General features: G+C 67.2%; 18 protein-coding genes. 4 read left to right on the plus strand and 14 right to left on the minus strand.

The features are described 5' to 3' along the window. Positions 1–34: 34 nt before the first annotated feature. On the plus strand, positions 35–469 hold the full coding sequence (locus ABD301_RS17040; protein WP_344311257.1) for a MarR family winged helix-turn-helix transcriptional regulator: 435 nt from the start codon (positions 35–37) through the stop codon (positions 467–469). Next, positions 466–1,602: a cytochrome P450 gene (locus tag ABD301_RS17045; protein WP_344311258.1), complete on the plus strand. Its 1,137-nt coding sequence runs from the start codon at positions 466–468 to the stop codon at positions 1,600–1,602. The genes ABD301_RS17040 and ABD301_RS17045 overlap by 4 nt, the downstream gene beginning before the upstream one ends. A gap of 99 nt (positions 1,603–1,701) precedes the next feature. Here ABD301_RS17045 and ABD301_RS17050 read toward each other — a convergent pair whose 3' ends face one another. The 4 genes from ABD301_RS17050 to ABD301_RS17065 all read right to left on the minus strand — a co-directional run bounded on the left by ABD301_RS17050 (position 1,702) and on the right by ABD301_RS17065 (position 6,129). Beyond that, a complete protein-coding gene (locus ABD301_RS17050) occupies positions 1,702–2,337 on the minus strand; it encodes a ribonuclease FAU-1 family protein (RefSeq protein WP_344311259.1) in 636 nt (211 codons plus the stop codon). Positions 2,338–2,501: 164 nt separating this feature from the next. Then, positions 2,502–3,914, minus strand: a complete 1,413-nt coding sequence (gene proS, locus ABD301_RS17055; RefSeq protein ID WP_344311260.1) for a proline--tRNA ligase — start codon at positions 3,912–3,914, stop codon at positions 2,502–2,504. Between the two features lie 10 nt (positions 3,915–3,924). Next, positions 3,925–5,688 (minus strand): proline--tRNA ligase, encoded by a 1,764-nt coding sequence (locus tag ABD301_RS17060; RefSeq protein ID WP_344311328.1) that lies wholly within the window; start codon positions 5,686–5,688, stop codon positions 3,925–3,927. Positions 5,689–5,736: 48 nt separating this feature from the next. Continuing rightward, entirely contained in the window at positions 5,737–6,129 is a 393-nt protein-coding gene (locus ABD301_RS17065) for a VOC family protein (protein ID WP_344311261.1), read from the minus strand. A 102-nt stretch (positions 6,130–6,231) separates the two neighbouring features. On the opposite strand from ABD301_RS17065, the gene ABD301_RS17070 reads away from it, so the two are divergent. After that, positions 6,232–7,254 (plus strand): sigma-70 family RNA polymerase sigma factor, encoded by a 1,023-nt coding sequence (locus ABD301_RS17070; protein WP_163571810.1) that lies wholly within the window; start codon positions 6,232–6,234, stop codon positions 7,252–7,254. Here ABD301_RS17070 and ABD301_RS17075 read toward each other — a convergent pair. From ABD301_RS17075 to ABD301_RS17090, 4 genes are read right to left on the minus strand one after another with little or no spacing between them, the layout of a single operon-like run. Continuing rightward, positions 7,251–8,126: a helix-turn-helix domain-containing protein gene (locus ABD301_RS17075; RefSeq protein WP_344311262.1), complete on the minus strand. Its 876-nt coding sequence runs from the start codon at positions 8,124–8,126 to the stop codon at positions 7,251–7,253. The genes ABD301_RS17070 and ABD301_RS17075 overlap by 4 nt on opposite strands. A gap of 48 nt (positions 8,127–8,174) precedes the next feature. After that, positions 8,175–9,248 (minus strand): amidohydrolase family protein, encoded by a 1,074-nt coding sequence (locus tag ABD301_RS17080; protein WP_425551956.1) that lies wholly within the window; start codon positions 9,246–9,248, stop codon positions 8,175–8,177. After that, positions 9,248–10,048 carry a family 1 encapsulin nanocompartment shell protein gene (locus tag ABD301_RS17085; protein WP_344311264.1) on the minus strand — a complete coding sequence of 267 codons (801 nt, stop codon included), beginning with the start codon at positions 10,046–10,048 and terminating at the stop codon, positions 9,248–9,250. Before ABD301_RS17085 ends, ABD301_RS17080 begins: the two co-directional genes overlap by 1 nt. Beyond that, positions 10,045–11,055, minus strand: coding sequence for a Dyp-type peroxidase (locus ABD301_RS17090; protein WP_344311265.1), 1,011 nt, complete (start codon positions 11,053–11,055; stop codon positions 10,045–10,047). The genes ABD301_RS17085 and ABD301_RS17090 overlap by 4 nt, the downstream gene beginning before the upstream one ends. Before the next feature lie 407 nt (positions 11,056–11,462). On the opposite strand from ABD301_RS17090, the gene ABD301_RS17095 reads away from it, so the two are divergent. Continuing rightward, the gene (locus ABD301_RS17095) at positions 11,463–12,488 is read left to right on the plus strand and encodes an aldo/keto reductase (RefSeq protein ID WP_344311266.1); all 1,026 of its coding nucleotides are present in this window, start codon (positions 11,463–11,465) and stop codon (positions 12,486–12,488) included. A 41-nt stretch (positions 12,489–12,529) separates the two neighbouring features. Here ABD301_RS17095 and ABD301_RS17100 read toward each other — a convergent pair whose 3' ends face one another. The 6 genes from ABD301_RS17100 to ABD301_RS17125 form a co-directional block, all read right to left on the minus strand. Continuing rightward, positions 12,530–16,375: a S8 family serine peptidase gene (locus ABD301_RS17100; RefSeq protein ID WP_344311267.1), complete on the minus strand. Its 3,846-nt coding sequence runs from the start codon at positions 16,373–16,375 to the stop codon at positions 12,530–12,532. Positions 16,376–16,560: 185 nt separating this feature from the next. Further along, positions 16,561–17,154, minus strand: a complete 594-nt coding sequence (locus ABD301_RS17105) for a hypothetical protein (RefSeq protein WP_279582086.1) — start codon at positions 17,152–17,154, stop codon at positions 16,561–16,563. A gap of 123 nt (positions 17,155–17,277) precedes the next feature. Further along, the gene (locus tag ABD301_RS17110) at positions 17,278–17,667 is read right to left on the minus strand and encodes a hypothetical protein (protein WP_163571790.1); all 390 of its coding nucleotides are present in this window, start codon (positions 17,665–17,667) and stop codon (positions 17,278–17,280) included. Positions 17,668–17,710: 43 nt separating this feature from the next. After that, entirely contained in the window at positions 17,711–18,268 is a 558-nt protein-coding gene (locus tag ABD301_RS17115) for a hypothetical protein (protein WP_344311268.1), read from the minus strand. Positions 18,269–18,303: 35 nt separating this feature from the next. Beyond that, positions 18,304–18,870, minus strand: a complete 567-nt coding sequence (locus ABD301_RS17120) for a MauE/DoxX family redox-associated membrane protein (RefSeq protein ID WP_163571792.1) — start codon at positions 18,868–18,870, stop codon at positions 18,304–18,306. Between the two features lie 150 nt (positions 18,871–19,020). Next, positions 19,021–19,545, minus strand: a complete 525-nt coding sequence (locus tag ABD301_RS17125) for a P-loop nucleotide/nucleoside kinase family protein (protein WP_344311269.1) — start codon at positions 19,543–19,545, stop codon at positions 19,021–19,023. Positions 19,546–19,549: the final 4 nt, after the last annotated feature.

A 19,549-nucleotide genomic window follows, 5' to 3' on the forward strand; every position in this document is an offset into this window, starting at 1 on the left:
GCGGCGCGAGATAGTACGTGATAGCGTAATAGTTATGGGAGATGTTGACGAGCGGCTGGAGGTCGCGGCGCAGGCCCGCCGGGCGGCGACCAGGCTGGCGCGGCGGTTGCGGGCGGAGCGGCCGGCCGGGGCGCTGAGCACGAACAAAGTGGCGGTGCTGGGACATCTCTACCGGCATGGCAAGAGCACGCCCGGCGAGATCACCGCCGCCGAGCACCAGCAGCCGCAGTCGCTGACCAGGGTTTTCGCCGACCTGGAGGCGGACGGCCTGGTGACCCGCAGCCGGGGCGAGCGGGACCGGCGTGAGTCGGTGCTGGATCTGACGGCGGTCGGACTGGACGCGCTGACCAGGGACATGGCGGACCGGGACGGCTGGCTGGCGGCCGCCATTGGCGGCCTGACGGAGACCGAGACGCAGATGTTGCGGATCGGCGCGGCGCTGATGAACCAGCTGGCGGACGCGCCGTGACCGAGCCCGCCTTCCCGATGCCCCGCCGCTGTCCGCTCGATCCGCCGGCGGAGCTCGGCCAGATCCGCGAAACCGGCATCACTCGCGTACGACTGTGGGACGGCAGCACGCCATGGCTGGTGACCACCTATGCGGACGTACGAGCGGTGCTCGCCGATCGCCGGTTCAGCTCGGACCCGAGCCGCCCCGGGTTTCCCGCCTCCCGGCCACACGCAGGCAAGGCCCGGTCGTTCATCCGGATGGACGGCGCCGATCACGCCCGCCAACGCAAGGCGCTGATCAGCGATTTCACCGTACGCAGAGTGGAGGCGCTGAGGCCACTGATCGTCGAGACAGTGAACCGTCTGCTGGACGCCATGGACCGGCGGCCGGTCGATCTGGTGACGGCGTACGCGCTGCCGCTGCCGTCGCTGGTCATCTGCCACCTGCTCGGCGTGCCCTACTCCGACCACGAGTTCTTCCAGCGTACGAGCCGGGAAATGCTGTCGGGTTCCGGCGACTCCCGTCGTGAGCTGGTCGGCTACCTCGCTGCCCTGGTCACGAAAAAGCAGGCGGAACCGGCCGACGACCTGATCAGCAAACTGGTCGGCAACGACGCATTGTCCCGTCGGGACGTGGTCTCGATGTCGGTGCTGCTGCTCATCGCCGGGCACGAGACCACCGCGAACATGATCGCGCTCGGCACCCTGACACTGCTGCAGAATCCTTCGCAGGCGGCCGAGCTCCGGGACGGCGCCGACCCGGCCACCGCGGTCGAGGAACTGCTCCGGCTGCTCACCATCGTGCACCTGGGCCGCCGCCGAGTCGCGACCGAGGACATCAGGGTCGGGGAGGTCCTGATCCGGGCCGGCGAAGGCGTGATCGCCGCCGCGGACGCGGCCAACCGCGACCCGTCGGTCTTCGAGAACGCCGACTCGCTCGACATCCACCGGCGGCCCAACCACCACGTCACCTTCGGGTTCGGCGTCCACCAGTGCCTCGGCCAGCCGCTCGCCCGGCTGGAGCTCCAAATCGCTTACCCGGCACTGCTCCGCCGCTTCCCCACCCTGCGGCTGGCCGCGTCGGTCGACGAGCTGACTTTTCGTACGACCATGCCCGTCTACGGCGTCGACGCGCTCCCCGTCACCTGGTGAGACAGCCCGCATCCAAGTCCGGCTTCCCGAGAAATGCCGCCCCCGAATTCGAGTCTTCTCCCGCGCTCCGACATTTCCGCGCCCTTCCCATCCGGTGTCCTAGGCGGCGTGCCAGTGCGGTGGGAGGGTGGGCAGCGGCCAGGACGGGTCTGGGCGAAAGTCGGTCCAGCGGCCGTCGAAAGGGGGCGCGCCGGACTCGGCGAGGGTGATCAGGCGCTCACCGGCGGCGCGGATGTGTGGCGCCTGCGCCGCGGTCCAGTAGCCGGGCAGGCCGGTGAGGTCGGCGAACTCGTCCTCGTCCTTCCATGACCAGCTGCGGTCCGGCTCGAACCACACGTCCAGCGCGTTGTCGGCAGTGTCCACATACTGCACGCCGTCGACCACCCGGCGGACCTGACGGTCCTCCAGATTGCCGTACCAGCCCATAAAACTGCCGTCGTCGCGGAAAAACCACCACAGCGACCAGTCCTCGGCCGGCGGGATGAGCATCAGGATGCCGGTGCCTCGCCACTGCCGTGGCCGCAGCGACCGCGGCAGCAGCGCCGAGGCGACCACACCGACATCGCGTACGGTCCGGCCGTCGGCGAGCAGCCCGCGCACGACCGGGGTGCCGCCGGCCAGCCAGAGCAGCAAGCCGGTGGAGTCCTCGGTGACGACCGTGGTCGGCAACGCGGCATGTGGTTCACGGCCCCGAAAATGGCGCACGACAACGCGTGAGCCGCTCTCCCAGTCCATTAGGGCGTGTCTCCTAATTCCAGGTGGATGAGGGTCGAGATCCAAGCGTCGTCTGCCGGTGCCGGGCGGTCGCCTTCATACCGTTGTTGTATGGGGGTGATCGCCCGGTGCTGGCAGGGGGCGTTTGGGCTCGGCCCTCGCCGCCTGGGATGAGGAGACACGCCCTAGTACGACCGAGCGACCCACGCGGTGAGGTCGGCCTCGTCCGGCCCGTCCGGCACACCGCCATCGGGCCGGGTCAGCACCCTCACGCTGACCGCGTCCTTCGCGAGTTCCGCCTCGCCCTCCACGCCCAACGTCGACCACGGGATCCGGGCCCAGCCAGTTTTGGCCGCCTCAGCCGCATCCGCGACGGTGGCAACGTCCACAGTGGACTTCTCGCGACGCTCCAGCGCCTCCGAGTAGAGCACATCCTGGTCTTCGGCGAGCGCTGCCTTCGCGGCGGTCACCACCGCGGTCAGCTCGGTCGGCGTCTTGCTGCCGGCGATCCGCCGGACCAGGGTGACCTTCTGGTCGGCGAGGTCGCGCGGTCCGACCTCGATCCGAACCGGTACGCCCTTCAGCTCGGCGTCGACCGCGCGTCGGCCGAACGCGGTGTCCACCCGGTCGTCGAGCGCGACCCTTACGCCGGCAGCACGCAGATCATCGACGAGCTGCTCGGCCGCCTCGGCCACCCCGTCGCCGGCCTTGACCACCATCACCAGCACCTGGACCGGCGCAAGGTTCGGCGGCACCCGCATGCCGTTGTCGTCGCCGTGCGCCATCACCAGCGCGCCGACCATCCGCGTCGTCGAGCCCCAGGAAGTCGTCCAGGCATGCTCGCGCGATCCCGTGTCGGACGTGTACTCGATCCCGAAAGCACGGGCGAAATTCTGCCCGAGCTCGTGGCTCGTGCCCATCTGCAACGCCTTGCCGTCGCGCATCATCGACTCGAGCGTCATCGTGTTGATCGCGCCGGCGAACCGCTCCTTGACGGTCTTGCAGCCGACCACCACCGGAATGCCGAGCACACCGGCGATCACGTCCTGATATGCCTCATGCAGAATCCGCCGCGCATATGCACTGGCATCCTCGCGCGACGCGTGCGCGGTGTGGCCTTCCTGCCAGAGGAATTCGGTCGTACGCAGGAAAACGCGAGGCCGCAGCTCCCAGCGCACCACATTCGCCCACTGGTTCAGCAGCAGCGGCAGGTCGCGATAGCTCTGCACCCACTTGGCCATGAACTCGCCAATGACCGTCTCGGAGGTGGGCCTTACGACGATCGGCTCCTCCAGCTCCTTGCCGCCGGCGTGCGTGACGACCGCCAACTCCGGCGCGAAACCCTCGACGTGCTCGGCCTCGCGGGCCAGATACGACTGCGGGATGAACAGTGGGAAATAAGCGTTCTGTGCGCCGGCGGCCTTGATCCGGTCGTCCATCTCGCGCTGGATCCGCTCCCACAGCGCATACCCGGTCGGTCGGATCACCATGGTGCCGCGGACCGGGCCGTTGTCGGCCAGCTCGGCCTTGGCAACGACGTCCTGATACCACCGAGGAAAGTCCTCGGCCTGCGGGGTGAGCACTCCGGGTTTGGCCATACCCGAAATTCTAGAGAATGGCCACCGGCCGTCCGCACACCGCACTCAGGTGTTCGACCGCACCGGTCAGCTCCACGTCCGTACGAGCACCGCTGGCACGGTCCGTGACCTCGACGGTTCCGGTCGCGAGGCCGCGGCCGACGACCACGATGGTCGGTACGCCGATCAGCTCCGCGTCGTTCAGTTTCACGCCCGGGCTGATCCGCCGCCGGTCGTCGAAAAGCACCCGCATCCCGGCGCTCACCAAGTCCGCGGCGAGCGACGCGGCGGCGGCGAAAACGGCGTCGTCCTTGCCGGTGGCGACCAGGTGGATGTCGGCCGGCGCGATTTCCCGCGGCCAGCACAAGCCAGCACCGTCGTGGCTCGACTCGGCGATTGCGGCGACCGCGCGGGAAACCCCGATGCCGTACGAGCCCATCGTGACGGTGACGCGTTTTCCGTTCTCGTCCAACACCGAAAGCCCGAGCGCCTCGGCGTATTTGCGACCCAGTTGGAAAATATGCCCGATCTCCACCCCGCGCTGCAGGCTCAGCGGACCGGAGCCGTCCGGCGCCGGGTCACCATCGCGAATGTCGGCGGCCTCCATCGTGCCATCCGGCGTGAAATCCCGTCCGCAGGTCAGCTCGAACACGTGCCGGCCGGGCTGGTTGGCGCCGGTCAGCCAACGGGTGCCGTCGACCACTCGCGGATCCACCAGGTAACGAATGCCGGTGACCGATTCCGCACCCAGCGCCTGCGGGCCGATGTATCCCTTGACCAGCGCGGGATTCGCGGCGAAGTCGGCCTCGCCGAAGACCTCGACGGTGGCTGGTTCCAGCTGCGCCTCGAGCCTTTTCATGTCGACTTCACGGTCGCCGGGAAGACCAATCACCAACGGCTCGCGCGTACCGTCCGCATTCGTCACCATCAGCACGACGTTCTTCAGGGTGTCGGCCGCGGTCCATTCGCTGTCCCGGCGCGGAAACTTGGCGTTCGCGAACGTGACCAGGCTGTCGATCGTCGGCGTGTCGGGGGTGTTTTCGACGTGCGCCGCCGGCGCGTCTTCGTACGGAATCGCTGCTGGCACTGGAGTTCTCACCGCCTCGACGTTCGCGGCATAGCCACCCGGCGAGCGTACGAAGGTGTCCTCGCCGACCGGCACCGGGCAGAGGAACTCCTCGCTGCGGGAACCGCCCATCGCGCCGGACATCGCCGACACGATCACGTATTCCAAGCCGAGGCGGTCAAAAGTGCGGATGTACGCGTTGCGGTGATTCTCGTACGAACGCTCCAGCCCGGCGTCGTCGATGTCGAAGGAATACGAGTCCTTCATGACGAACTCACGACACCGCAACAGACCCGCCCGCGGCCGCGCCTCGTCTCGGTATTTGGTCTGGATCTGGTAGATCGACAGCGGCAGGTCCTTGTACGAGGAACACAGGTCTTTCACCATCAAGGTGAACATTTCCTCGTGTGTCGGACCAAGCAGGTAGTCCGAGCCTTTGCGGTCCTTCAAACGGAAAAGTTGGTCACCGTATTCGGTCCAACGGCCGGTCACCTCGTACGGCTCGCGAGGCAGCAGCGCCGGAAAATGCACTTCCTGGCAGCCGGCCGCGTTCATCTCCTCGCGAATCACCCGCTCGACGTTGCGGTAGACCAGGTAACCCAGCGGCAGCCAGCTGTAAACCCCCGGCGCGGCGCGCCGGATGTAGCCGGCGCGCACCATCAGCCGGTGGCTCGGCACCTCGGCGTCGGCCGGGTCGTCGCGCAACGTCTTCACCAGCAGCGTGGACATCCGAATCAGCACTCCGGCAGGGTAGCCGGCCGGCGCTTTCGATCCTCGTCAGCCCTCGACGAGCACGGTCTTGTACGTGCCAAAGCTCCAGATATTGCCTTCGAAATCCGTGGCCACGTACTCCCGGGAGCCGTAGTCCTGGTCGGTGAGCTCGCGGATGATCTCGGCGCCCGCTGCCCTGGCCTGCTGGTGGTGCGCGTCGGGATCAGCGACCACGACGTAGACCGACGCCGTCCCGGGCGGGCTGGCGAAAGCCTCGCCCTCTCGCTGCTGGCCGAACATCACCGCGCCGTTGCCGTAGGTCAGCTCGGCATGTGCGATGGTGCCGTCCTCGGCCTTATAGACCGCCTTGGCCTCGAAGCCGAAGGCCTCGCAGAGCCAGCCGACGGCCTTGGTGGCATCCCGGTAAGACATGGTCGGAAAGATGGTTGCCGCGCTCATGCTGTTTCTCTCCTCGATCGCACGAAGGTGTCATCGCTGAGTGTGGACCGCCAGCCAGCGGACGCGCTTGCATAAATCTGACGGGCGAACGATTCCTTTGCGCTGGCCGGCGAGTCTGCACCCGAGTACGCGTACCAACAGAATGGAGCCGCGGTGTCGCAACCAGGCAACGAGGAGTTCGTCCGCCGTACCGAGACGTTCCGGCGCGAGTTGCTGGCGCACTGCTACCGGATGATCGGCTCGGTGTCGGACGCCGAGGACGTGGTGCAGGAGACGTATCTGCGGGCGTGGCGGTCGTACGACCGGTTCCAGGACCGCTCCTCGATCCGTACGTGGCTCTACCGGATCGCGACCAATACCTGCCTGACCGCGTTGCGAAACCGCGGCCGGCGAGCCTTGCCGTCCGGCCTCGGCGCACCGTCGGACGACCCGTACGAGCCGACCGAGCTGGCCGGGCCGCAAGTGTCCTGGCTGCAGCCGATCCCGGACGCGCTGCTGAACCCCGATCCCGCTGACGTCGTCGTCTCACGCGACAGCATTCGGCTCGCGCTGATCGCCAGCCTGCAGTATCTGCCGCCCAGGCAGCGGGCGGTGCTGTTGCTGCGGGATGTGCTGGCCTGGTCGGCGGCCGAGGTCGCCGAAGCGCTGGACACGACCACCACGGCGGTGAAGAGCACGTTGCAGCGCGCGCGGGCGCGCCTCGACGAGGTAGCTCCGGCGCCCGACACGGTCGCCGAGCCGACCGCACCGCAGGCGCGCGCGTTGCTGGACGCTTACATGGCGGCTTTTGAGAACTCCGACGCGGCCGCTCTGGAGAAGCTGCTGCGCGCGGACTCGACGCTGGAGATGACCCCGTCCCGGACCTGGTTCGCCGGGCTCAGGACCTGCATGCCGTTCTTCGTCGCTTCCGCGCTCGGCGCTCCAGGCGACTGGCGAATGGTCCCGACCAGCGCGAACGGCCAACCGGCAGCGGCCGCGTACCAGCGGGGCACGGACGGCGCCTACCGCGCCTTCGGCGTCGCCGTCCTGACGCTGAGCAGCACCCACATCGCCAGGATCACCCTCTTCATCGACCCTGACCTGGTCGTCGCCTTCGGAGAACCGCCAGTGTTCGAGGCATCCTAGAGATGCAGAGCGTTCAGCTCCTGGTCGAGTTGGGGCCAGACGCTGGTCAGATATGTCCCCGGCGTGCAGCCGCCGAGCGAACGGAATTCGCGAACCATGTGCGCCTGGTCGTAGTAGCCGCAGTCGGCGGCAAGGGCAGCCAGGCCATGCGGATAACCGCTGCCCAGCATCCGGGTGGCTCGCTGGAACCGCAGGATCCGCCCGTACAGCTTGGGCGGCACCCCGACCTGCTCGCGGAACAGCGAGATCAGGTGCCGATGGCTGTAGTCGGACTCGGACACCACCCGCTCGATGTCCACCCGGCCCGCCGACGCGGTCAGCAGCTGGCAGGCCCTCCGGACCCCACCGACCTCGGCCGGACCACGCTCGAAAGCCCTGGCCAGCCGGGCCCCGATCACCTCGTCGACCAGGTCGAACCGGGCCGGCCAGGTCGGCTCCTCGGGCAGCCGGGCGACCAGTCCGTCCAGCTCCCAGTCGCCGAGCTCCTCGATGTCGATCATCCGGTCGGCGATCTCGTGCATAGCGATGCCAAGCAGCAGATAAGCGCCGATCGGGCGCAGGTCGAGCTGGAAACCGCCGGTGGAGCCCTCATATCTGGTGCCCGCGTACGTCCGGCGAAGACCCGCGAGCAAGGCCCGGTAAGGACGGTCCCCGCCGGGCTGCAGCGGATCGTGGATCACCAGCGGGGCGGCGAAGTTGATCACCACCACGATGTCCGTGTTCGGCATCACCCGCGGGTGGATCTGACTGGACGGTGAGGTCCAGCCCGAATACCGGCGCACGTACGGCCGCAGCGCCGGCGGCGGAACCCGAGTCACCAGCTCGGAGCCCTGCTCACCGGCACTGACCACTTGCACGTCAGGGCGGGTCACTCCCCCACGGTACGACCTTCGTATGACACTTCGCGGTAGTGGCCGCGGTCAGGCGATGACGCGGCCTCGGAGAATGATCCGGGATGGGGTGGCGAGCACGCCGAGGTCCTGCCGCGGATCGGTGTCATAGACGACGAGGTCAGCGAGGCCGCCCTCGACCAGCCCCGGCAGGCCGAGCCAGTCGCGAGCCCGCCATGAGCCGGCCGCCAAGGCGTCCACCGCTGACATGCCAGCCGCGTGCAGCCGCTGGATCTCCTGACCGATCAGTCCGTGGGCGATGCCACCACCGGCGTCGGTGCCGGCGAAAATCTGCACCCCCGCCTCGTACGCGGCGGCCACCACCGCCGGGAACCCGTCCCGCAGCCGCCGCATATGGTCGGCGTACGCCGGGAACTTCTGCTGTGCTTTGTCAGCGATGTCGCCGAAAGTCTCGATGTTGATCATGGTCGGTACGAGTGCCGTACCAACGCTGGCCATCTTGTTCAGGAGATCCGTCGACAGGCCCGTACCGTGCTCTATGCAGTCCAGGCCGGCGTCCAACAGATCCGGCAGCGCGGCTTCGCTGAAGGTGTGCACGGTGATGCGCGCGCCCGCGTCGTGAGCGGCTTTTACCGCGGCGGTAAGGGATTCCCGGTCGTACGTGGGGCCGAGGTCGCCGGCTTCCCGGTCGATCCAGTCGCCGACCAGCTTCACCCAGCCGTTGCCGGCCCGGGCCTGTTCGGCCACCGTCGCCGCCAACTGGAGCCCAGTCGTGTCGACCGCCAGCCGCGGAATGTATCGCTTCGGTGGCGCGATATGCCGGCCAGCGCGCAGAAGCCGGGGCATGTCAGGGTCGTTGTCCAGCTCCGCGTACGAAAACGGGGACCCGGCGTCCCGGATCGTCAACGCGCCAGCCGCGCGGTTGACCATCGCCAAATCCTTCGCGACCGAGACGCTGTCCACGAAACCCTGCGGCAGCAGGCCGATGTGGCAATGCGCATCGACCAAACCCGGCACCGCCCAGCCGGAGCGTACGACCGTTTCGGCGCTCGCGACCGGCTCGAACGTCAGCCGGTCGCCCACCACGTACAGGTCGCGCTCGCGCTCGGCTGGCAACGCGACCGCTCGTACCCGCAGAGCCATCATGCCGAAGTGAGCGCGACGCCAGCTTCCGGTGTGTGCACGACAAAAGTCAGTGCCTCGCGGAAGTAGAGGTCCACTGTGGACGCGTCGTGGCCGCGATAGCCAATCGACAGATCCTGGCCAAAGGTCAGCTCGTAATCCCCGCCACGGGTGGAAACCACGCAGGCCCCTTCGATGGCCGGCGTCCAGATCAGCTCACCGTCCACGATCTGGGTGAGGTGATCGATCACCGGATAGCCGTGGTCGGCCGCCTCGGTGGCGGCGGCATAGGCTTTCGCACTCAGCAGGACCGAGTACGGGCCGTCCACGCCAGCCGCGCGGAGCTTGGCCAACGCGTCGCCGACCGCGATCGGATAGTCCTTGGCCTCGGCCGGCAAAGTCAACGCCCGCAACGAAGAAGCCGGCCGGATGCCGGCGATGTGGCCCTCACCGAAACCGTCGAAAACCAGTTGGTCCTCGGTGTAGGCGATCGTCTGGGCAGCGTCCTTGACCGGCTGCCAGTCCGAGTCCTTGGCACCCCGCTCAACGTCGTCGACGGCATCGCGGGAGACCGTGAACGGCACCTGCAGCTCGACAATCGGCTGCACCGTCCGTACTCGCGCCAGCACGCCGGTGGCCGGCGCCGCGATGTCTTTCAAGTGGCCCGTACCGACCGCCGACAGCGCCGGGTCCTCGGACACCGTCACGTCCACGATCCGGCGAGCGGCAGCGTATTTCGCGAAGGTACGGCGCGCCTCCTCCTCGATCTCGGACCACGCGGCGGCCGAGACGGGAGCGAGCTCGCGATGCAGGTTGTTCATTCTCGAGGACTCCTTTTGAGACTGCCGATTCCCAGCGACGAACCCGCTGGGTCTTCACTCGCCGATGGCTGGTTGTCCAGAAAATCCGCGGTAGGCACGTAAAAGAGCACACCGGTGACCGCGGTGGAGAAATCCAGAATGCGGTCGTAGTTGCCCGGCGGCGAGCCGACGAACATGTTCTCCAACATGCGCTCGGTCACCGACGGAGTTTTCGCGTACCCGATGAAATACGTTCCGAACTCGGCACTGGCCGGGCGCCCGAAAGGCATGTTGTCGCGGAGAATCTCGCGCTCGGTGCCGTCGGGGTCGGTGATCGTGTTGAGCGCGACATGGGAGTTGTCCGGCTTCTCGTCGTCGCTCAACTCCACATCGGACAGCTTGCGGCGACCGATCACCCGCTCCTGGTCTTCGACCGCGAGCGCGTTCCAAGCCGGCATGTCGTGCAGGTATTTCTGTACGATCACGTAACTTCCGCCGTCAAATCCCGGGTCGTCGTCGACGACAACCGCGTCGCGGGCCCCGCTGGCGGTCGGGTTTTCCGTACCGTCGACGAAACCGAGCACGTCCCGGGCATCGAAATAACGAAAGCCGTGCACCTCGTCGGCGACCGCCACCGAGCCGTACAACCGGGCCATGATCTGCGTTTCCAGCTCGAAACAGAGATCCATCCGCTCGGCTCGGATGTGGAACAACAGGTCACCCGGGGTGGTCACCGATCGATGCCTGCCGCCGGCGAACACCGGCAGCTCGCGCAGCTCGGCGGGCTTGGGCTGGCCGTACAACCGATCCCAGGCGCTCGCCCCGATCCCCACCACACACGACAGGCCACCGTCCAGTGACCGAAAGCCCACCGACCGCTGCAGCCCCGGCACGTCCGCCAACAGCTCGCGCACCACACCTTCGGCGCCGGAGTTGATGGTGACGACCAGGAAGATCGCGGACCTGGTCAGCGGCCCCAGCACCGCCTGCCCCTCCGGCGGCACGTCCGCCGACCCCGCAGCCGTCATCGGCCCGTACCACCAGTCTCCATACCCGTATGAAACACGTGTCGATTCTCGCCCCCGCACCGCCCCACCGCACTCCCAGAGCTTTGTCCGCAACGCCCCGTTGCTCGCGCCCGGCCTGAATCCACCGAAGTACCCGCTACGGCGCGTAACTGTCACATCAGCCCCGCCGGCGACAGCCCCGACGTCGAGTGCGGGACTTTAACCCACACTCGACGTCGAGAGCGGAACAAACTCCCACACTCGACGAAAATCTCGCCCCACCCGCGAGGAGGACCGGGCGTTGCGGACAAACCACAGGACTGAGCAGGGTGGGTGATTAATGGGATCGGGATCCTCTGTTGGACGCGAGGCCTGGGCAGAGAGCAGGGTGGGACGGGCAAGAGGGTCGCGACTGGAGGAAACCCGAAATGGAATACCGCACGCTTGGTGGGACCGGGACGATCGTGTCGTCGCTGTGCCTGGGCACGATGACGTTCGGCAACGAGAGCAGCGAGGAGGTGTCACACGCCCAACTCGACCGGTTTCTGGAGCAGGGCGGCACGTTTATCGACACCGCGAACGTCTACTCCCGCGGCGTCTCCGAGGAGATCATCGGGCGCTGGCTGGCCAACCGCCCAGACGTACGCGACCAAGTGGTTCTCGCGACAAAGGGTCGGTTTGCGATGGGCGACGGCCATAATGACGTGGGCCTGAGCCGTACGAACCTCACGAAAGCACTCGACGCGAGCCTCAAGCGACTGCAGGTCGACACCGTGGACCTCTACCAGGCGCATGCCTGGGACGCGCTCACCCCGCTCGAGGAGACACTCCGGTTCTTCGACGACGCCGTACGGGCCGGGAAGATCCGCTACGCCGGAGTCAGCAATTTCCTCGGCTGGCAACTGCAAAAAGCGGCCATGCTCACCGGTTACCTTGGCCTGACACCGATCGTGACGCTGCAGCCGCAATACAACCTGCTGGTACGCGAAATCGAGTTCGAGCTGGTGGACGTGTGCGAGAACGAGAACATCGGCATCCTGCCGTGGTCGCCGCTGGCCGGCGGCTGGCTGACCGGTAAATACCAGCGCAACCAGACCCCGACCGGCGCCAGCCGACTGGGCGACGATCCCCAGCGGGGCATGGAGGCGTACGCGCCGCGCAACGCTCAGGAGCGGACCTGGCAGGTCATCGACGCGGTGGGAAAGATCGCCGAGTCGCGTGGCGTGTCGATGGCGCAGGTCGCGCTGGCGTGGACAGCGGACCGGCCGGCCGTCACCTCGGTGATCCTCGGCGCTCGTACGATCGAGCAGCTCGACGACAACCTGACGGCCGCCGAGCTGCATCTTTCCGACGACGAAACGAAACTGCTGGACGACGCGAGCGAACCGATCGTTGGCGACTACCCGTACGGGCCACAGGGTCGGCAGCAGCGCGCTTCCGGTCGCGAACTCTGACAGCGAAAAGCTCGGGCGCGATGCCCGAGCTTTTCACCCAACTACCGAGATATGACGTTGTACGCGTTCAGCAGCGTTTGCGTCACCTTGTTGCCGGCCGAGTCGGTGGCAGACAGCCGCAGCGACACCGCCAGGCCCGGCCGCTGGTGGACGATCAGGCCGAGCCGCTGCCCGTTCGGCAACGCGGCAAGCGGGACCGTGCGCCAGGTTTTCCCACTGTCGTACGAAACCGCTGCGGTGACTCCGGTGATCGCCGCACCGCTGGCGCCGGGCACCTGGTATGCCCACAACTTGAGCGGGCTCACCCCCGGCGCGGTCACCGTCTGACCCGGGCTGGTGCCGAGGTCGTAGTCGAGCATGATCGCCGGCTGCGCTGCGCACGGCTGGCTGGCGGTTGCCGGATTGTCCGCGTCACCACACACATATCCGGGCCTGGTCCAGGGCGCCGCGGGAGGCGCCGACGTGAACTCCCAGGTCGTGTCGGATCGATATCCGGCCGGCGCGAAAGCGACCGGCGCATAACCAACGTCGAACCGATAGCGACCGGATCCGGCCGGTACGGGCCAGCCCACACTGCTGGTGCCGACCGTACCGGGCAGGACTGTTCCGTCCTTGCTGAGCTTGACCGTCATCTCGCCGGCGAGTGGACCAGCCAGATCCAGATGGTTGTTCCCGTCCAGCACTTCGGGTGTGTAGTAGAGGGTGTTTGCGTTCCTTGACAACGAAAGTGGCTGCGCGTCCAGCGGCAGCAGCCGGTAAGCGGCGCCCTGGCCCGCACGTTTGGGCGCCGCGTTGAAGTCGTCCGACCTGGTCAGTGGCCGAGTCAGCTGCTCAGGCGCGGACGAGAGCAGAGTCAGGTTCCCGTCTTCGAAAGCCTCCATGAACCGCCCCCACACCGGGCCGGCTTTCACCGGACCGTAGTAATCCGCTCGCTGCGACGGTGCCCGCAGCAAGTCACCGCTGGGCAGTGGCGGAAGGTCGTCGACCACAGTGCCGGAGCTGATGACCAGGTCCCGGGTCGAGTGGTACGACGTGGTGACCTTCACCATCCGCGCCGGATCGACCCGCAGTTTCAGCCCGTCGGGAATGCCCTGCATTCCGGTCGCGGCGAAATGGTACGCGTACGGACTCACCGGAGTTCCCCGCAGCTGGGCCGATCCCCGTCCGCCGGACAGCTGGCCGAGCAACTTGAGACCGTCCGGTCGACTCAGGTACGTGACCGGCAACAGCTCCGGATGGTCGTCCGTACTCGTCTGCGTCATCGAGGCACTGTCGAAAACAACCACGCCGGCCGCGCCGGCCTTGTTGGCCCGGTCGACTATCGGACTGGTCAGCCCGGCCGCGGTCTGCACCTGAGCCAGGACGAGCCGGCCGCGCACGTCTTTGCCGGCGAAGTCGGCGTCCGAACCACCGGCCACGTAGACGACGTCCGTACGGCGTCGACCGTCGAACATCTTGACCGGAACTGGAATATTGACGTCGTTCCCGCCATCTTCGGTGATGTAGTGCGGATGGACGGTCAGCGATCCCACGGTCAGGTCGAGCTGACTGCGGGTGAGCGCGGTCTGGTAGTCAAAAGTGAAGCCGCCGTCAGGCAGTGCCGGCACCGGGTTCACATAGAAACCGGTCCGGTCGTAAACGCCGACCTGCTGAGCGAAGTCCCAGGTCGCCCCGGACTGGGTCCGCCGGTGGAAAGACGCCGTCGCGGCCTGGGACCAGGTCGACTCCGGCGAGCTGACCTGGACCTGTTTCGTGGTCCTCAGATCAAAAGTCACCGAGGTGTCAGCGGAGAGGTTCACGTCCGGCTTGACGATCAGCCCGGTCTCCTCCGTGCCGCCGGGTCCGTCCCCACCGAAGACGTTCACAGCCATCAGGTATTTCCCCTGTGCCAGCTGGAAATTCACGTTCCCACTGCCGACGCCCGCGGCCAGCCAGTCGGTTTTGTCAGCGTCGACAGGCAGAATCCAGAGTGTCTCCTCGGTGCCGGGTCGGATCTTGCCGTCGAAGCCCATCACTTTCAGGTTGACGTTGACCGAAACAGCGCCGTTGGAGAAGCCGACCGGGGTGGTGACCCGGACCGAGCCGTCCGCGCTCGCGGCGCTGACGGTGCCTTGGAAACTGCCGGTGCCGACGTTGCCCGGAGCCAACGCCACCGGTAGGTCCGCCTGGCCGCCGGCCGGTACGGTCAGCTCGGACGCGCCGACGGTCAGGGTCCCGGCGGGAGTCGTTTTGCCGTTGGGATCGGTCAGTTTCGCGGCGATCTTCAGGGTCACCGCTGAAGAACCGTCGTTGTGGTAAGTCAGCGCACTCGTACGAGTGCCGGATTTTGCCGGCAGGACACCGAAGCCGAGCGTCGACGGCTGGGTGGTGACCGACTGGCGCAGGGCCGCTGGCACGTCCACCCGGCCGGCGCCCTGCTCGTTGACGGGCCGGCCGATGTCCTTGCTGGCAGCGACAAGAGCGGCCTTGAGCCGCCCGGCCGACCAGTCCGGGTGGCGCTGCGCGAGGATGGCGGCCGAGCCGGCGACGTGCGGAGTGGCCATCGAGGTGCCGCTGAGGGTCGTGTAGTACTGGTTGACCGGGGTGCCCAACGAGGTGCCGGCGGCTCGGGCCGCCACGATGTCGACGCCTGGCGCGACCACCTCGGGCTTTACCGTGGCGCCGCGACCGGGGCCACGGCTGGAAAACTCGGCAATCTGGTCGTGGCTGTCGACCGCGCCGACGGTCAGCGCGTCCTCAGCGTCGCCCGGCGACCCGATGGTGGCCCGGGTCGGACCACTGTTTCCGGCCGCGATAACGAAAAGCGCTCCGGTGCTGGCGGTCAGGCTCTGTACCGCGTCGGCCATCGGGTCGTCGCCGTCGGTGGCCGCCCCGCCAAGACTCATGCTGACAACGCGGGCATGCTCGGTGGTCGCCGCCCATTCCATCCCGGCGATGATGTCCGAGTCGTAGCCGAGTCCACCGCCGTCAAGCACCTTGCCAATCACCAGTTCGGCGCCCGGCGCGACGCCCTTCTCCTTGCCGCCGGAAGCCGCGCCGGTGCCGGCGACCGTGGAGGCGACGTGCGTACCGTGACCGTTGCGATCGACCAGATCCGGCTCGTCCGCGACGAAACTCCTCCCGTCGACCACCTTGCCGACGAGGTCCGGATGGGTGGCGTCGACGCCGGTGTCCAGTACCGCGACGCGGACGCCATGACCGTCGTAGCCGGCGGCCCAGGCCTGCGGCGCGCCAATTTGCGCGACGCTGTCCGCGAGAGTCGCCCTGACCCGCCGGTCCAGCAGGAGCCTGGCCGCGCCAGCGGCCAGCACACGGTTCGACCCAGCGGCGGGCGCGATCGTCCGCCAGAAGGTGCCGGCCTGGGTTTTGGCCACTCGTACGGCATTCGCACCGATGCTGGGAAGAGCGCGATCGGTGGTCGCACCAGGCACCGCGGCGGCCCGCGTACGAGCCGCCGCATCCGGGTAGGCGATCAACACCGGCACGGTGGACTGACCGCGGTCCGCATACCCGTTCTTGGCCAGGTAGCTGACGTTGAACAGCTCCCGGTCAACGGTACGGGCGCTGACCAGCGGCAGCGCGTCGCTGGGCAACACGTACCAACCGTTCGGGCTGTTCAGATACTGATACCGCACGCCGGGGCGACCTTTGAGGACCATCACGCTGTCCTTGCCGCCGGGTTGGCCGCGATAGCCGACGACGTCACCGGTGATCAGGGTGACCGACGTGACGCTCGCCGCGGGTTTGGCCACCGCCAGCGGCGCTTTCGGCGCAGGAGCGGCCGTAGTCGGTGTCGGCACCACGGTCTGCACCACGGTTTGCGCCACGAGTACGGCCACCACCGCGGCCGCCCAACGTCGGAACCGGCTGGTCCGGGGCATCTGCATCTGTCCTCCGCATCGATCCCCGTGCGGTCGTACCGGCTCGGCGGCATCATCCGTTTAGCGCTAAATATCTGGATGTCGACCCGGTCGGTACGACCAGAGGAATTGCGAAGAGCTTCGTCCGCGAAAGGCCCGGGCGTCAAGATCGCGCGATGGCCGATGCCAGCCACTACCCGTGCCGCGACAGGTCAGATGACCGCAATGGCGATGCTGGCAACCGCCATCGCGGCGAACACCACTTTCGCCGCACCGCGTACGAACGGCTCGAAGGCCGACACCCGGTCAATCACCCAGATCGGCTCCAGCCGGTCCGCGCGGTCTGGCCGGTACGGCACGACGGCAATCATCACGATGCTGGGAATGACGAATCCGGCCGCGTAAAAGACGCCGGCCCACCACGGCACCAGTCCCAGCAGGCTCACCGCGATCGCCACCCAGGTCATGGACGTCACTCGGAAGGTGGTCACCACCAGCCCGGTGTCCAGGCCCCACAACAAAGCACCAGCCACCGGTCCGCGCCGGAAGAAGTGCTGCTGTGGCGTCTGGCGCTGCCACATCGGTGTCCGCAGGCCAAACAGTCCGCTGTCCACCACCAAGAACAGCGCCGCGAAACCAGCGGCCGCCAGCAGGCTCACGGCGCCTGATGGAACCCACCCAAGAGCCAGTCGGCCGAGAAAGTGTACGGCCGCGTAGAAAACGACAGCCGAGACTCCGAAGCCGACCGCGAGGGCCACCACCGGACGGCGCACGGCCGTCCCGCCGGCACCTACGCCCTGAACCACCGGGCGCAGGTAACCGACGAACGACAGTCCTCAAAGACTGAAAAGCTGCGCGAATCCAGCCATCGCGAGCAACATCATCAACGCGACGGTGAGGACATCAACCGCATGCATCGAAAAGATCTGTCAGCAGCCGTTGGCGCGTACGGTCCAGCCGGACGAGCAGTAGAACGGGCCCTGGCCACAACTGCTGCCACCGGTGCATTCGCCGCAGGCGTACTTTCGCTGCCAAGGCGCGCTTCCACTGCAGCAGTACCAGACCTGCAGCGACCCTTTGTGACAGATCGGTTGACCGTACGCGTCCAACGGGCAGTTCGGTGGGCTGTAGTAGAGGTTGCAGCAGTTCCAGTTCGCCTGCGGACGTACGTCGGCCTCAGCGGCCTTGTCGGTGGCCAGCACGGCCGCCACACCACCCACCGCGGTCAGGCCAACCTTGCCCATCCAGCCCATAAAACCCCGGCGGCTGCTGCGCAGGGACCTGAATTTCTCGTTGCCCTCGGCCTTGGGTTCGGTCATGAACTCACCCACTTCTTCTCAGCGGCCCGGCGGACCTGGTTGGTCAGGACGGCAATGCGGCTGCCTTGGGGCGAAGCTTGTAGCGGTCGACTTTTGGTAGCGCGGCACGGAACTGTCGTACGGTCGGCACGGTCTGGGCGCGAGCCACCCGGCCGTTCTCCACGATGATCGCGACTGGGGTCAGGTCCAGCCCGATCCGCTTCACGATCCGTTCCTCGTCGTCGATCAGCACCCGCTCTCCGCGCAGCTCGAAAAGATCGACGAAGTCGGCAGCCGTCTCGCTGACCGGCACCACGACCACCCACACCGCCGGCGGCACCGCACCGCCCTGCATCGTGGAGGCCAGGTGGTGGCAGGTTTCGCACTTGTTGGAGAGAAAGAGCACCAAGGCGTCGTCGGCGCGGTCCAGCGCGGCAGGAAGACCGACGGTGGACGGCACGATGCCCTGGACGACTCCCAGATCGATCGACTCGACCTTGTCCTCCAGGTCCAAATACGACCGGATCTGCTTGATCTGTTCGAAAAGCTCGACCAGCGCACCTACCAGTACGAAAATGACCACGGCAAGAACACAAACAACGATGATCAGGGCAACGGTCACGCGATCTCCCCTCCGGCCGCAGCCAGCGAAACTTCCTACTGCCGGGCGGCGAGTTCGGCCTCGGCCCGAAGGTCGCCGATCACCAGCCGTTCAGTACGCAACCGGCGCCAGCCTGGAACATGCCGGGCAAGTCGTACGATCGTGACGATCAACAGGAAAACACCCACCCCGAGCAGGCCAAGGGCCGGATCCCACGACGGCGACCACCACTGCGCGGCGCCGGCCAGCACGAGCCAGACCGGCAGCAACTGCAGCTGACGCCAGCCAAGCGCGCTCTGCGACAGCCCGCCGAAACAACTGCAGGCGATCTTTTCGTTGGCTTGTAAGGCGCGAACGCCGGCGCCGGCGAATCCGAGGCCGAGCAACAGCGCCACCAGCCGTGGCCAAGCCGAGGTCGGGAACACCGCCAAGCCAAGCCCGGTCAGCGATTCCACCGCGACAACACCAAAAGCCGCCCGGCGGGCAAACTCTGCCTGTACCCCGAGATGCTCCAGAGTTTCCCCGAAAGCCTGGAAAGTCACGGTTTTCGAGACACCCGACAAGGTGAACACTGCGGCCAGTATCGCCTGCGCGGCAGCCCCGATCAGCCCCCAGTCGCGCACCTCCCACCCCCGTACGTGATGGTGGTCAAGTCCTTTTTAATGTTGCCCGGAACGTAGGGGAATATTTCACGCTACACAAGGCCATGGCCCGCCGCCGGCCGTCTTCGGCCACAAAATTAAGAAAGCGACCGTGGCGAAACCCGACAGAATCTAGCCGATCAGACATTCCAGGCGGGCGACCAAAGCCGCTACGTCAACCGGTCGCGAGGTGTCGACCTCGATCACCTCGCCCACTCCCATCGAACCGCCGTACTGGGCGAGCACCTCGTCCGGCAGCTCTTTGAGCACGTGCGCCGGATGGGCGGTCCTGGCTCGTACGGCGAACCGACGGCGCAGTTCGTTGTCGGGACACTGGCAGCAGACCTCGATCACCCTTGCCGCGAACCGCGCGAGGTGGGCATGTTCCATCTCGCCGCGCGGCCGGAAAGGGGCCTCCAGGATCGCCACTGGGCAGCGCGCCGCGACCCGCCAGAGCACCTCCATCGCCGCGCCGCCGACCTGACGCGAGGCGGCCAGGTCATCGGCCGAGCAGCCCAGAGTGTCGAAGAGCGTCTCTTTGATGTCGTCCTTGCTGATTAACGGCAAGGACAGGCGCTCGGCTAATTCCCTGGCCAGCGTGGTTTTCCCGGCGGCGGGTGGACCGGAGACCAGGATGAGCAGACGCTGCTGGCTCACCAGG

Origin of the sequence: Fodinicola feengrottensis, assembly GCF_039530045.1 — a bacterium.
GTDB classification, from domain to species: Bacteria; Actinomycetota; Actinomycetes; order Mycobacteriales; family HKI-0501; genus Fodinicola; species Fodinicola feengrottensis.